At 53.6% G+C, this 14,031-nt stretch carries 13 protein-coding genes; 9 read left to right on the top strand and 4 right to left on the bottom strand.

Features of this window, described 5'->3' with window-relative positions; all coding sequences use genetic code 11:
* Positions 1-541 precede the first annotated feature (541 nt).
* Entirely contained in the window at positions 542-2,101 is a 1,560-nt protein-coding gene (locus FND52_RS01205; protein WP_125292425.1) for a TerC family protein, read from the top strand.
* 43 nt (positions 2,102-2,144) lie between these two features.
* On the opposite strand, the gene FND52_RS01200 is transcribed toward FND52_RS01205, so the two are convergent.
* Positions 2,145-3,740, bottom strand: coding sequence for an ABC-F family ATPase (locus FND52_RS01200; RefSeq protein WP_144129057.1), 1,596 nt, complete (start codon positions 3,738-3,740; stop codon positions 2,145-2,147).
* 211 nt (positions 3,741-3,951) lie between these two features.
* On the opposite strand from FND52_RS01200, the gene ldtB reads away from it, so the two are divergent.
* Positions 3,952-4,872 carry a L,D-transpeptidase gene (ldtB, locus tag FND52_RS01195; RefSeq protein WP_125292427.1) on the top strand — a complete coding sequence of 307 codons (921 nt, stop codon included), beginning with the start codon at positions 3,952-3,954 and terminating at the stop codon, positions 4,870-4,872.
* A 55-nt stretch (positions 4,873-4,927) separates the two neighbouring features.
* On the opposite strand, the gene FND52_RS01190 is transcribed toward ldtB, so the two are convergent.
* A complete protein-coding gene (locus tag FND52_RS01190) occupies positions 4,928-6,040 on the bottom strand; it encodes an SLC13 family permease (protein ID WP_144129056.1) in 1,113 nt (370 codons plus the stop codon).
* The gene (gene mntR, locus FND52_RS01185) at positions 6,041-6,511 is read right to left on the bottom strand and encodes a manganese-binding transcriptional regulator MntR (protein WP_125292429.1); all 471 of its coding nucleotides are present in this window, start codon (positions 6,509-6,511) and stop codon (positions 6,041-6,043) included.
* Positions 6,512-6,694: 183 nt separating this feature from the next.
* Here mntR and mntS point away from each other — a divergent pair, with 183 nt between their 5' ends.
* Together mntS and FND52_RS01175 are read left to right on the top strand one after the other, a co-directional pair.
* Complete coding sequence (gene mntS / locus FND52_RS01180) at positions 6,695-6,817, top strand: manganase accumulation protein MntS (RefSeq protein ID WP_125292430.1); 123 nt, start codon at positions 6,695-6,697, stop codon at positions 6,815-6,817.
* A 315-nt stretch (positions 6,818-7,132) separates the two neighbouring features.
* Positions 7,133-8,719 (top strand): phosphoethanolamine transferase, encoded by a 1,587-nt coding sequence (locus FND52_RS01175; protein WP_125292431.1) that lies wholly within the window; start codon positions 7,133-7,135, stop codon positions 8,717-8,719.
* 62 nt (positions 8,720-8,781) lie between these two features.
* On the opposite strand, the gene ompX is transcribed toward FND52_RS01175, so the two are convergent.
* Positions 8,782-9,291 carry an outer membrane protein OmpX gene (ompX, locus tag FND52_RS01170; protein ID WP_125292432.1) on the bottom strand — a complete coding sequence of 170 codons (510 nt, stop codon included), beginning with the start codon at positions 9,289-9,291 and terminating at the stop codon, positions 8,782-8,784.
* A gap of 352 nt (positions 9,292-9,643) precedes the next feature.
* Here ompX and rhtA point away from each other — a divergent pair, with 352 nt between their 5' ends.
* The 5 genes from rhtA to glnQ all read left to right on the top strand — a co-directional run bounded on the left by rhtA (position 9,644) and on the right by glnQ (position 13,925).
* Positions 9,644-10,531, top strand: a complete 888-nt coding sequence (gene rhtA / locus FND52_RS01165) for a threonine/homoserine exporter RhtA (RefSeq protein ID WP_144129055.1) — start codon at positions 9,644-9,646, stop codon at positions 10,529-10,531.
* Positions 10,532-10,832: 301 nt separating this feature from the next.
* Complete coding sequence (gene dps / locus FND52_RS01160) at positions 10,833-11,336, top strand: DNA starvation/stationary phase protection protein Dps (protein WP_125292434.1); 504 nt, start codon at positions 10,833-10,835, stop codon at positions 11,334-11,336.
* A 363-nt stretch (positions 11,337-11,699) separates the two neighbouring features.
* On the top strand, positions 11,700-12,446 hold the full coding sequence (glnH, locus tag FND52_RS01155; protein WP_125292435.1) for a glutamine ABC transporter substrate-binding protein GlnH: 747 nt from the start codon (positions 11,700-11,702) through the stop codon (positions 12,444-12,446).
* 100 nt (positions 12,447-12,546) lie between these two features.
* A complete protein-coding gene (glnP, locus tag FND52_RS01150) occupies positions 12,547-13,206 on the top strand; it encodes a glutamine ABC transporter permease GlnP (protein ID WP_125292436.1) in 660 nt (219 codons plus the stop codon).
* Positions 13,203-13,925 (top strand): glutamine ABC transporter ATP-binding protein GlnQ, encoded by a 723-nt coding sequence (glnQ, locus tag FND52_RS01145; RefSeq protein WP_002434736.1) that lies wholly within the window; start codon positions 13,203-13,205, stop codon positions 13,923-13,925. The genes glnP and glnQ overlap by 4 nt, the downstream gene beginning before the upstream one ends.
* The last annotated feature ends 106 nt before the right edge of the window (positions 13,926-14,031 follow it).

The following is a 14,031-nucleotide window of genomic DNA, read 5'->3' as shown; positions in this document are numbered from 1 at the left end:
ACCAACTCACTGTAAAAACAGAATGTTAATGAAGAACCCTGCGCTAACTGGAATTATCCGAATTGGCGAAAGTTATTTATTGCAGTTTGATGAAAAGGCGCAATGGTAATTAATAAACATGTCCCATCACCCCTGATAACCGCAAGGATTGTTACAGCTAAATTTTTGTCAGGCAAGCCTGTTAATTGGTCAAAAGGCTTTTTAAGATTAATATGAAGCACCACAAATATTAAGTTTTAGGATTAGCCTCACATTGACACGCTAATTATTTAATTGCCGTTTTATTTATTATTAGGAATATCCTCAGGCTTATTTCGTCGCAAACAAAGAAATAATAACGGCGCAATAATAATAACCCTTAGTAATAAAGAGACTAATGGCAGTAGTGTCACGTGGTTGACTATTCGCCATTTTTTCTTCGCCTCAGCCCGTGATTGGCCGCTGTGCGCCATTCATCAGGAGGCTGCGCATTGCATTTTTCGCCGTCATTAACCATGATCGGGTTATCTTTCATTGCTTCATTACAGGTAAACGTTTTTCTATGGAATGGATCGCCGATCCCTCGATCTGGGCGGGATTAACCACCCTGGTGGTGCTTGAACTGGTGCTGGGTATCGATAACCTGGTGTTTATTGCGATTCTCGCGGAGAAGCTGCCGCCAGGACAACGCGACCGCGCCCGCATTACCGGCCTGATCCTCGCGATGGTGATGCGGCTGGGCCTGCTGGCGTCAATCTCCTGGCTGGTGACACTCACCCGCCCGCTGGTGGTGCTGTACGGCCACGGCTTCAGCGCCCGAGACCTGATTATGCTGTTTGGCGGGCTGTTCCTGCTGTTCAAAGCCACGGTGGAACTCAACGAGCGGCTGGAAGGCAAAGACCATGAAAACCCCACCCAGCGGCGCGGCGCGAAGTTCTGGGCGGTAGTGGCGCAAATCGTCATTCTGGACGCGATTTTCTCACTGGATTCGGTGATCACTGCCGTGGGCATGGTCGATCACCTGGGCGTGATGATGGCCGCCGTGGTGATTGCCATTTCGCTGATGCTGTTAGCCAGCAAAGCGCTAACGCGTTTTGTGAATAATCATCCAACGATTGTGATCCTGTGTCTGAGCTTCCTGTTGATGATTGGTTTCAGCCTGATTGCCGACGGTTTCGGCTTCGCCATTCCGAAGGGTTATCTGTACGCGGCGATTGGTTTCTCCATCATGATCGAAGGACTTAACCAGCTGGCGATGTTTAACCGCCGCCGGTTCCTGTCGGCCAATATGTCGCTGCGCCAGCGCACCGCCGAAGCGGTGATGCATCTGATCAGCGGTAAGCATGAGAACGCCGAGCTGGACGCGCAAACCGCCTCGCTGGTGGCCGACGCTGCCAATGTGCCGGTGTTTAACCGCCAGGAGCGGCTGATGATTGGCCGGGTGCTGAACCTGAACCAGCGCAGCGTCAGCAGCATTATGACCTCGCGCCATGATATCGAGCATATCGACATTAACGCCCCCGAAGAGCAGATCCGCCTGCTGCTGGACCGCAATCAGCACACTCGCGTGGTGGTCACCGCAGACGATGAAATTCTCGGCGTGGTGCATATTCTCGACCTGCTCCAGCAGTCGCTGGCGGGGAAACCACTCGACCTGGGCGCGCTGGTGAAACAGCCGCTGGTGTTCCCGGAAACGCTACAGCTGCTGCACGCGCTGGAGCAGTTCCGCAATGCCCGCACCCACTTTGCCTTTGTGGTGGATGAGTTTGGCTCTATCGAAGGGCTGGTGACGCTTAGCGATGTGATGGAAACCATCGCCGGGAACCTGCCTAACGAGGTGGAAGAGATCGACGCCCGCCACGATATCCAGCGCAACCAGGACGGAACCTGGACCGCCAATGGCCATATGCCGCTGGAGGATCTGGTGCAGTTTGTGCCGCTGCCGCTGGATGAAAAACGGGAATACCACACCATCGCCGGGCTGCTGATGGAGTACCTGCAACGGGTGCCTGCCGAGGGCGAAGAAGTTGAAGTGGGAGATTATGTGATTAAGACGCTGGAAGTGGATAATCATCGCGTTCAGAAAGTGATGATTTACGCTCAACAGCCCGCCGGGGCGTGATAGCGGGGATGTGCTGGCCTGCGTGGGCAGGCCAGCAATCAGATTAGCTGTCAATCCCTTTACTGCGCAGATACTCTTCGTAACCGCCGGAGAAGTCGATCACTTTCTCAGGCGTGATCTCTACCACCCGCGTCGCCAGCGAGCTGACAAACTCACGGTCGTGAGAAACGAAAATCAGCGTGCCCTGGTACATTTCCAGCGCGGCGTTCAGCGATTCGATGGATTCCATATCCAGGTGGTTAGTTGGTTCGTCCATTACCAGGATATTCGGTTTTTCCATCATCAGCTTACCGAACAGCATACGGCCCTTCTCACCACCGGACAGCACCTTAGCAGGCTTCCTGATATCGTCCTGGCTGAACAGCAGACGGCCCAGAATACTGCGCACCGCCTGCTCGTCGTCGCCTTCCTGTTTCCACTGACTCATCCAGTCGAAAACCGTCAGGTCGTTGTCAAATTCCGCGGCGTGGTCCTGGGCGTAATAGCCAATGCGCGCGTTTTCTGACCACTTCACGGTACCGTTATCAGGCTCCAGCTCACCCACCAGCGTTTTCAGCAGGGTGGATTTACCCACGCCGTTGGTCCCCAGTACCGCCAGTTTTTCTCCGACTTCCATCAGCAGATTGACTTGTTTAAACAGCGGACCCTGGTCGAAACCTTTGGTCAGCGCTTCCACTTCCAGCGCGTTGCGGAACAGTTTCTTGTCCTGCTCAAAACGGATGAACGGGTTCTGGCGGCTGGAGGCCTTCACTTCTTCCAGCTTGATTTTGTCAATCTGACGGGCGCGCGAGGTCGCCTGGCGTGACTTAGAGGCGTTGGCGCTAAAGCGGCTGACGAAGGATTGCAGATCGGCGATCTGGGCCTTCTTCTTGGCGTTGTCCGCCAGCAGGCGTTCACGGGCCTGGGTCGCCGCCGTCATGTATTCGTCATAGTTGCCCGGATACACGCGCAGTTCGCCGTAATCCAGATCCGCCATGTGGGTGCACACCATATTCAGGAAGTGGCGGTCGTGCGAAATAATAATCATGGTGCTGTTACGCTCGTTCAGCACCTGCTCCAGCCAGCGAATGGTATCGATGTCCAGGTTGTTGGTCGGTTCGTCGAGCAGCAGAATGTCCGGGTCGGCGAACAGCGCCTGGGCCAGCAGCACACGCAGTTTCCAGCCTGGCGCGACTTCGCTCATCGGGCCGTAATGCTGTTCAACCGGGATACCGACGCCCAGCAGCAGTTCACCGGCGCGCGCTTCAGCAGAGTAGCCGTCCATCTCGCCATACAGCACTTCCAGATCGGCCACTTTATAGCCGTCTTCTTCGCTCATTTCCGGCAGAGAATAGATGCGGTCGCGCTCCTGCTTCACTTCCCACAGCTCACCGTGCCCCATGATCACCGTATCGAGAACCGTGAACTCTTCGAAGGCAAACTGATCCTGGCGCAGCTTACCGATACGCTCGTTGGGATCGAGGGACACGTTACCGAGGGACGGTTCCAGATCCCCACCGAGGATCTTCATAAACGTGGATTTTCCGCTACCGTTGGCGCCAATCAGGCCGTAACGGTTGCCGCCGCCAAATTTGACGGAAATATTTTCAAACAGCGGCTTACTGCCAAACTGCATAGTGACGTTGCTGGTAACTAACACGACGATATCCTGCAAGAAATTGTGATAAACGCCGCATTATGCCATAAGTCCGAATTTAAATCGCCCCGCAACGCCCCTGCTATGCTTAGCAGGGTAAGCAAAAAAATGTGATATCATCCACATCCGATTTCCCAGCGCGCAATAATCCACCTATAATGCGCCCCGAAATCGCTAATCTACCGCCGAGTAAGGCTCGACTACACTGCACAAGATGAACATGAAATTACGCACGCTTTTAGTAGCAGCTTTCGCTGTGATCGGTTTTTGCAAAACCGCCAATGCCGTGACCTACCCTCTGCCGACCGACGGCAGCCGTGTTGTCGGGCAAAACCAGGTCATCACGATTCCGGAAGGCAACACCGAGCCGCTGGAATATTTCGCCGCGCAGTACCAGATGGGTTTTTCCAATATGACGGAAGCCAACCCGGGCGTGGATCCTTACCTGCCTAAAGGCGGCACCATTTTAAATATCCCGCAGCAGCTGATCCTGCCGGATACCCCGCATGAAGGGATTGTTATCAACAGCGCCGAAATGCGTCTGTACTACTACCCGAAAGGCTCCAATACCGTGATCGTTCTGCCGATCGGTATCGGTCAGTTGGGTAAAGATACCCCGATCAACTGGGTCACCAAAGTTGAGCGTAAGAAAGCAGGCCCGACCTGGACGCCGACCGCCAAGATGCACGCTGAATACGCAGCCGCAGGCGAGCCGCTTCCGGCAGTGGTCCCGGCAGGCCCGGATAACCCGATGGGTCTGTACGCGCTGTACATCGGTCGCCTGTATGCTATCCACGGCACCAACGCTAACTTCGGCATCGGCCTGCGCGTGAGCCACGGCTGTGTACGTCTGCGTAACGACGATATCAAATTCCTGTTTGAGAACGTGCCGGTCGGCACTCGCGTCCAGTTTATCAACGAGCCGGTGAAAGCCACCGTTGAGCCGGACGGCAGCCGTTATATCGAGGTTCACAATCCGCTGTCTACCAGCGAATCTCAGATTGAAAACAACGAAGTGGTGCCGATCACCCTGACCCAGGCGGTCCAGACGGTAACCACCCAGCCGGATTCCGATCAGAGCATCGTTGAACAGGCGCTGCAAAACCGTTCCGGTATGCCGGTACGTTTGAACTGATTCATCTGAAACGAAAAAGAGCGGCTGATTAGCCGCTCTTTTTTTATGCCCTGCGCTAGCGCAGCAGCGTGAGTAACCCCCACCCCACCAGCATCCCCCACGCCAGCAGCGGCAGCGACCAGAGATGAAAGCGCCACCAGATGCGGCGATCGCCCGCCATGCGCAGGGCAATCAAATTCGCCAGCGATCCCGGCAGCAGGCCGAACCCACCAATGTTCACCGCCCAGGCCAGCAGCATGGAAGGCGGCACATAGTTCAGCAGCAGGATGGTGGAGGGCACGTTGCTGATAAACTGCGACAGCCCAACGCCCAGCAAAAATAACCCGCCGGAAGAGAACTGGGTCACGCCAGGCAGATTTTCGCGCAGCGCCGGTAGCTGGATCAGCAGATGCACATCGATAAACATCACGACAAACACCAGCAGCAGGCTCCAGTCGATGTTCACCAGCACGTTGCGCGCCACGATCAAAAAGCCCGCCGCGACCACCAGCAATCCCCAGCGCTCGACGTGAAGCTCCAGCGAAGCCAGAAACACCAGGTACAGTACCAGGCAGGTCCACACCAGGCGCGGCTTCCACTGATGCTGCTGTTCACGCGCCTGGTAATGCAGCGCCCTGGCCGGGAAAAAGAACCAACACAGGAGCAGCAGGCTGAGCACCAGTACCGCCGCGAGCGGCAGCATCTGCCAGATAAACGCCGCAAAAGAGATCCCCGAGCGCCCCCACAGCAAAATATTTTGCGGGTTGCCGATGGGGGTGAGCAGCGAACCGGCGTTTACCGCCAGCGCCTCGAAAATAATCAGCCGGGTAACCGGAATGCCGCACAGTTTTTTCAACGTAATGGTGAGTGGCACCACAATGAACAGCGCCACGTCATTGGTTAAAAAAGTAGACAGCAGCGCCGCACCGAACACCATAAACATCGCCAGCTGACGCTCGCTGGCAAAGCCTTTCACCATGCGCCGCCCCAGCACGTCAAAATAGCCGCTGAGTTCAACGCCTTTGGTCAGCATCATTAATCCGCTCAGGGTAATAATGGTGTGCCAGTCAATCGCGTCAGGCCAGTGCACGGGGGCAAAGGGAACAAAAAAGCTAACGATCAGGCCAATCAGTAATAAGAGGTGTAAGAAACGGTCGCGTAAAAAGGGACGGAGAAATTGCCGCAGCATTTAGTGTCCCTGGCCGTGTTGTTCGTTGAAACGCTGGAATACCCCGAGGGTCTCTTCACTAACGTGATGTTCCATGCCCTCGGCATCGCGCCGGGCGGTATCCGGGCTAACGCCAATATTCAGCAAAAACTGTTCGACGATGTGATGCCGTTCGCGGCTCGCCTGGGCGAGTTTTTCCCCTTCCGGCGTTAAAAATACTCCGCGCCAGGGAATTTGCTCAATCAACCCGACCGTTGCCAGCCGTTTGAGCATTTTCGCCACCGTCGGCTGCGATACGCCTAACCGCGCCGCCATATCCACCTGGCGGGCCTCCCCTACTTCACGGATAAGATCCGAGATCAATTCGACATAATCATCAATAAGTTCACGGCGGTGGGCTTCGCGAACCTGGCGAAACCCTTCAACATGCTCTTCGACATTGACCAATTGCGTCACTTTTTTACTGTTTTGCTTACCTGCGCGACGACTCATTGTGCTTCCTCATTACTGTGGCGCGATACGGTTATCTCGATCGTAACGCTCATTGTAAACCACAGCCTCGCCAGCACAAAAAATTAACGAATTAGCCATAGCTATAGAATATAGCCTATGCTATATCTGTATGTATTCGCATCAGTGATGGATTTACCGATGTCGGAACCGAGGAGGTAGCCCATGAACGAATTCAAGAGGTGCATATCCGTGTTTAGCCACTCTCCATTTCAGGTCCGCTTGTTGCTGATTGATTTACTCTGTGATTATTTCAAGCGCCCGGAACCGAAAACCCCTGCCAAATAACGGCGTCAGGCTGTTATCTGGCAGCGCCCCAGATGATGAAGTTGTCATCATTTTGTAATTTTTTTTGTCTGTTTTGTTTCTCCCTTTGTTGCCGCATCAGGCTTGCGCCCTGCCGTTTAGCTATTTTGTAATCCGTCTCGCAAAACAAACCGTTAGCGCCTGTTGATCTTCTTATGACAAGGCTCTATCTTCTTGCAGCCCTGCAATCAAAGCGGCTCGCAGATGCGGTCACGCCCTCTTCTATCCAGCTCCCAGGCAGGCTCTCAATACCCTTGACGCCAGGGTTCACGCATGGCGTTCTGTTGAAGTTGCGATATGAATGTAACGCTGAAAAAATCCTTAACCGCCCGTGGATTCATGCCCGATCCGTGGATGGCTTTCTATTTCCTGCAATCCTTGCTGATTAATTACGCGCTGGGTTATCCGTTCAGCCTGCTGTATGCGGTGGCGTTTACCTGCGTTTTACTCCTGCTGTGGCGCGCGATGCCGGTGGGGCAAAAAGTCCTGATCGGTGCCTGTTCGCTGGTGGCGGCGATGTATTACCCCTTCGGCCAGGCCTACGGCGCGCCGAACTTCAATACGCTGCTGGCGATGCACTCCACCAATATGGAAGAGTCCACCGAGATCCTGACCATCTTCCCGTGGTACAGCTATCTGGTGTCGGTGTTTATTTTCGCGCTGGGCGTGCTTGCGCTGCGCCGTAAAGCCATCGTCAAAAATCCGCCCTGGCGGCATTTTGACAGCCTGTGCCTAGCGGTGAGCGTGGCGGCGGTGTTTGTTGCGCCGTTGCAGAACCTCGCCTGGGGCGGCGTGTTTAAGTTAAAAGATACCGGCTACCCGGTGTTTCGCTTCGTTAAAGATGTGGTGGTCAACAATCAGGAAGTGATCGACGAGCAGCAGCGCATGGCGCAGCTGTCGCAGATTAAAGACTCCTGGAACGTGCTGGCCGTTAAGCCGAAGTACCACACCTATGTGGTGGTGATTGGCGAGAGCGAACGGCGCGATGCGGTGGGTGCCTTCGGCGGCCACTGGAACAACAGCCCTTTCGCCAGTTCGGTGAATGGCACCCTGTTCACCGATTATATTGCCGCCAGCGGCTCTACTCAGAAATCCCTCGGGTTGACGTTAAATCGCGTAGTAGACGGCAAACCGCAGTTTCAGGATAACTTTGTTACCCTGGCCAACCGCGCCGGCTTTCAGACCTGGTGGTTCTCCAACCAGGGGCAAATCGGCGAATACGATACCGCTATCGCCAGCATCGCTAAACGCGCCGATGAAGTGCAGTTCCTGAAAAGCGGTGATTTTGAAGCGGATAAAAACACCCGCGATGAAGCGCTGCTGAAGATGACCGCCCAGGTGCTGGCAACCGAGCGCACGCAGCCGCAGCTTATCGTGCTGCATTTGATGGGTTCGCATCCCCAGGCCTGCGACCGGACGCAGGGAAAATACGCCGATTTCGTGCAGTCGAAAGAGACGTCGTGCTACCTCTACACTGTGACCCAAACCGATGCGTTGTTGAAACAGCTTTACGGCCAGTTGCAGAACAGCGGTCAGAGTTTCTCGATGGTCTATTTCTCCGATCACGGGCTGGCGTTTAAGGAGCGCGGTAAAGAGGTGCAGTATCTGGCCCATGACGACCAGTTCCAGCAGAATTTCCAGGTGCCGTTTATGGTGCTGTCCAGCGATGATAAAGCGCATCGGATTATTAAAGCGCGCCGTAGCGCCAACGATTTCCTGGCGTTTTTCTCCCAGTGGACGGGGATAAAAACCAAAGAAATCTCCAGCCGCTACCGGTTCCTGTCAGAACAAAAAGCCGGGCCGGTCTACATCACTAACTTCAAGCTTAATAAGGTCGATTACGACCATCTGGGCAGCGATATATTTGAAACCCGCAGCCGCTAACGGTTTGCATCAGGCAAAAAAAATCCGCCCATCGGGCGGATTTTTTATTATCACCGAAGTGATTAGAAGCGGTAACCCACGCCAGCGATCCAGGTGCCAACGTCAACGTTACGAATGCGGCTCTGCTCGTAGGAAACGTCCAGTGCAACGTTTTCCATCGGGTTGAACTGCATACCTGCGCCGTAAGAGAAACCGTAGTCGCTGGTGTTGTTGTCAGCGGTGGTGTAGTTACGATCCTGGTATTTACCGTAGCCAACACCCACAACGCCGTAGATGCTCGCCCAGTCGTTCAGACGGTAAGCCGGACCTGCGGTGATGCCGTAGTACTGGCCTTTACGGTATGCATCGCTGTCGGAACGGTCTTTTTCGGTGTAGGTAAAGGAACCGATGTAGCCCAGCGGGGTGTCATTTTCATAACGATATTTCAGGTTGAAACCGTTAGCTTTGTTCATTACGCCCTGATAATCGCTCTGAGCATAACCACCGGTTACGGTGCTGGTTGCGGCGCTAGCTGTACCAACGGAAACGGCCAGAACACAAGCCAGTGCTGAAAGACATGCAATTTTTTTCATAACCACCTCAAATGTGCTTCAAGTAAAACTAAAGTATTAAATATACCAAAAAATGATGGGAAACTCTTTGCGATTCAGGCTGTCTAAGGGAACCTTCATGTAACGGAACGTTTCCGACATCCTTTATCTCACTAATAAAACAATTAGTTAACGTAACCGGTTCATTATGGGCTCCAACGAATCTTTCAGACATCCAGATAATTCTTAAAAGATTCTGTAGCTTTTCTCATCAATCTCCCTACATTCTAGGGCCTGGCGCGCCGTTTTTTTTCAACAAAGGCTCAACCATTACTCATTATTTACATTACACTGCCAGCTTTACTGATAGCTGACACAAATTGACAGGTGCAGGATGCCAACGTTGTCCCGTAAAACGCCCATCTGGGTTCCGGTTGTAACCCTACTCATCGCCATGATTTCCATTCAAAGCGGCGCGTCTCTGGCTAAAACGCTTTTTCCGCTGGTCGGCGCGCCGGGCGTGACCGCGCTGCGCCTCGCGTTGGGAACGCTGATTCTGGTGATTATTTTCAAGCCCTGGCGGCTGCGCTTTTCCCGTGAACAACGCATTCCGCTATTGATGTATGGCCTGGCGCTGGGCGGCATGAACTACCTGTTTTATCTGTCTATTCGCACCGTTCCGCTGGGTATTGCCGTTGCGCTGGAGTTCACCGGCCCGCTGGCGCTGGCGCTGTTTTCCTCCCGCCGCGCTGTGGATTTTATTTGGGTGATCCTGGCAGTACTGGGGATGTGGTTTTTGCTGCCGCTTGGCCAGGACGTGACGCATGTCGATCCGCTCGGCGCGGCCTGCGCGTTAGGCGCTGGGGCCTGCTGGGCGTTATATATCGTTACCGGCCAGCGCGCCGGGGCCGATCACGGCCCGGCGACGGTCGCGCTGGGTTCACTAATCGCCGCGATTGTGTTTGTGCCCATTGGTGCCTGGCAGGCGGGCGATGCACTCTGGCACTGGTCGCTGCTTCCATTAGGGATTGGGGTCGCTATTCTGTCTACCGCTCTTCCCTACTCGCTGGAAATGGTCGCGTTGACCCGTCTGCCCACCCGTACTTTTGGCACCTTAATGAGTATGGAGCCAGCGCTGGCCGCGTTTTCCGGGATGATTTTCCTCGGCGAAACCCTGACCGGGACACAGCTTCTGGCGCTGTGTTCGATCGTGATCGCTTCGATTGGCTCCACGCTCACCATCAAGCGTGAGCCGCAGATAAAAAGCGTCGATATAAAATAACGGCTATTATTCCGCATCGTTAAAATAGGGTGCGGAATAATCTTAGTTTTTTATCAGGATTATTGCTGCCACAGTTCTGGTTGCGATTGAGAATAATTACCCGCCGGCTACATATTTATTTACGTCTCATTTTAAAATCGTCAATCCAATCATAAACCATTGATTTTATTGCAATCAAACTTCGCAACGCGTCTCTCGCTATTTGACCGATAGGTATATTCAAAACAGCAGACTCAAAACCCGGTGCTATACTTATTTCCGGTAATTCAATTGGGACATAACATCAAGAGGATATGAGATTATGAGTACCGCTAAATTGGTTAAAACAAAAACTTCTAATCTGCTATATACCCGCAACGATGTGGCAGATAGCGATAAGAAAGCGACTATTGAGTTGCTGAACCGCCAGTTAGTCCAGTTCATCGACCTGTCTCTGATCACCAAACAGGCTCACTGGAACATGCGCGGCGCAAACTTTATCGGCGTTCATGAAATGCTTGATGGCTTCCGCACAGCGCTTACCGATCACCTCGATACCATTGCAGAACGTGCCGTACAGCTCGGCGGTGTTGCACTGGGCACTACCCAGGTTATCAACAGCAAAACGGCGCTGAAAAGCTATCCGCTGGACATCCACAGCGTTCAGGATCACCTCAAAGAGCTGGCCGATCGTTACGCCGTAGTAGCAAACGATGTGCGTAAAGCCATCGAAGAAGCGAAAGACGAAGATACCGCAGATATCTTCACTGCCGCCTCGCGCGACCTGGACAAATTCCTGTGGTTCATTGAATCAAACATCGAATAAGTCAGACGTTTTTCTTATTCCACCCCCTCCCTCACGAGGGGGTTTTGCACCGTTTTGGCGCACCCCCTTTCCTTCCGCTCCCGCGAAACGTTATTTTTTTGTAATAATCACCTCACACAATCGTTAATGAAAGATTGTTTTCTGGCCTGTTTGACCGCTTAATAGGGCTTCTCAACCTTTCATCCTGTGGATGCACCAAATTGGAGCACCAAAATGGTGCGTTGAGGGCGGTTTGCTCCGTAAGCCATGCAAGGCGTCTTTTTCAACTCCATTTAAATCAGCAGGTTGTAATGTTGGCACGAATTTTTCATACTAAGGCTGTCTCGCTGGGGATCGTCCCGTGGATTTAAAAAAGGAAAAGCTATGAAGTCGATTTTGAAAGTGTCACTTGCTGCACTTACCCTGGCTTTCGCCGTCTCTTCTCAGGCTGCTGATAAAAAATTGGTCGTGGCGACCGATACCGCATTCGTTCCCTTTGAATTCAAGCAAGGCGATAAGTATGTGGGCTTTGACGTAGATCTGTGGGCTGCCGTTGCGAAAGAACTGAAGCTGGATTACGAACTGAAGCCGATGGATTTCAGCGGCATCATCCCGGCACTGCAAACCAAAAACGTTGACCTGGCGCTGGCGGGCATCACCATCACTGACGAGCGTAAAAAAGCGATCGACTTCTCCGACGGCTACTACAAAAGCGGCCTGCTGGTGATGGTAAAAGCCAACAACAATGACGTGAAAAGCGTAAAAGATCTGGACGGTAAAGTGGTGGCCGTGAAGAGCGGTACCGGTTCTGTTGATTACGCGAAAGCGAACATCAAAACCAAAGACCTGCGCCAGTTCCCGAACATCGACAACGCGTACATGGAACTCGGCACCAACCGCGCTGACGCGGTGCTGCACGATACGCCGAACATTCTGTACTTCATCAAAACCGCGGGCAACGGCCAGTTCAAAGCGGTAGGTGAGTCCCTGGAAGCACAGCAGTACGGCATTGCATTCCCGAAAGGCAGCGACGAACTGCGTGATAAAGTGAACGGCGCGCTGAAAACACTGCGCGACAACGGCACCTATAACGAAATTTATAAAAAATGGTTCGGTACTGAACCAAAATAATAATACGCAGACTTAATAACAGCGCCGATGCGTCGGCGCGACTCTGAGGGGCGGCCATTCGCCCCTCTCATTTTGAACCACGGTACAACAGGATATCATCATGCAGTTTGACTGGAGCGCCATCTGGCCCGCCATTCCCCTCCTGATTGAAGGCGCCAAAATGACCTTGTGGATTTCGATCCTCGGTCTGGTCGGCGGCCTGATTATCGGCCTGGTTGCAGGCTTCGCCCGCACGTACGGCGGCTGGATCGCCAACCACATCGCCCTGGTGTTTATCGAAGTGATTCGTGGCACGCCGATTGTGGTGCAGGTGATGTTTATCTACTTTGCCCTGCCCATGGCGTTTACCGACCTGCGCATCGACCCGTTCAGCGCGGCGGTGGTCACCATCATGATCAACTCCGGCGCATATATCGCCGAAATCACCCGCGGCGCGGTGTTGTCTATCCATAAAGGATTCAAAGAAGCCGGCCTGGCGCTGGGACTGTCGCGTCGCGAAACCATTCGCCACGTGATTTTACCGCTGGCGCTGCGCCGTATGCTGCCGCCGCTGGGCAACCAGTGGATTATCAGCATCAAAGATACCTCGCTGTTTATTGTTATCGGCGTCGCCGAATTAACCCGCCAGGGCCAGGAAATCATTGCCGGTAACTTCCGCGCGCTGGAAATCTGGAGCGCCGTTGCGGTGTTCTATCTGATCATCACCCTGGTGTTGAGTTTCGTACTGCGTCGTCTTGAAAGAAGGATGAAAATCCTGTGATTGAATTTAAAAACGTTTCCAAGCACTTTGGCGCGACCCAGGTGCTGCACAATATCGATTTGAACATTACCCAGGGTGAAGTGGTGGTGATTATCGGGCCGTCCGGCTCCGGTAAATCCACCCTGCTGCGCTGCATTAACAAACTGGAAGAGATCACCAGCGGCGATTTGATTGTCGACGGTCTGAAAGTCAACGACCCGAAAGTTGATGAGCGCCTGATCCGTCAGGAAGCGGGCATGGTGTTCCAGCAGTTTTATCTGTTTCCTCACCTCACTGCCCTTGAGAACGTGATGTTCGGCCCGCTGCGGGTGCGCGGCGCGTCGAAAGCAGAAGCGGAAAAACTGGCCCAGTCGCTGCTGGCGAAAGTGGGGCTGGCGGAACGCGCCCACCACTATCCTTCCGAACTGTCCGGCGGCCAGCAGCAGCGCGTGGCAATTGCCCGCGCGCTGGCGGTCAAGCCGAAAATGATGCTGTTCGATGAGCCGACTTCGGCACTCGACCCGGAGCTGCGCCACGAAGTCTTGAAAGTGATGCAGGATCTGGCAGAAGAAGGCATGACGATGGTGATCGTGACCCACGAAATCGGCTTCGCCGAAAAAGTGGCATCCCGACTGATCTTTATCGACAAAGGCCGGATCGCCGAAGACGGCAATCCGCAAACGCTGATCGAGAACCCACCCAGTCAGCGCTTGCAGGAATTTTTGCAGCACGTCTCCTGATACTAACCCCCTCATACGAGGGGGTTTTTTATTACCCCCGGATTAATCCCCATTTCCCGCCAGGCCCGCTCCGGACACTATACTTAGGTTTTTTGTGTCACTTTCT

Origin of the sequence: Atlantibacter subterraneus (assembly GCF_007570865.1) — a bacterium.
Lineage (GTDB): Bacteria > Pseudomonadota > Gammaproteobacteria > Enterobacterales > Enterobacteriaceae > Atlantibacter > Atlantibacter subterraneus.
The sequence above is the reverse complement of the archived record's forward strand: the minus strand, read 5'-3'. Positions and strand labels throughout refer to the sequence as shown.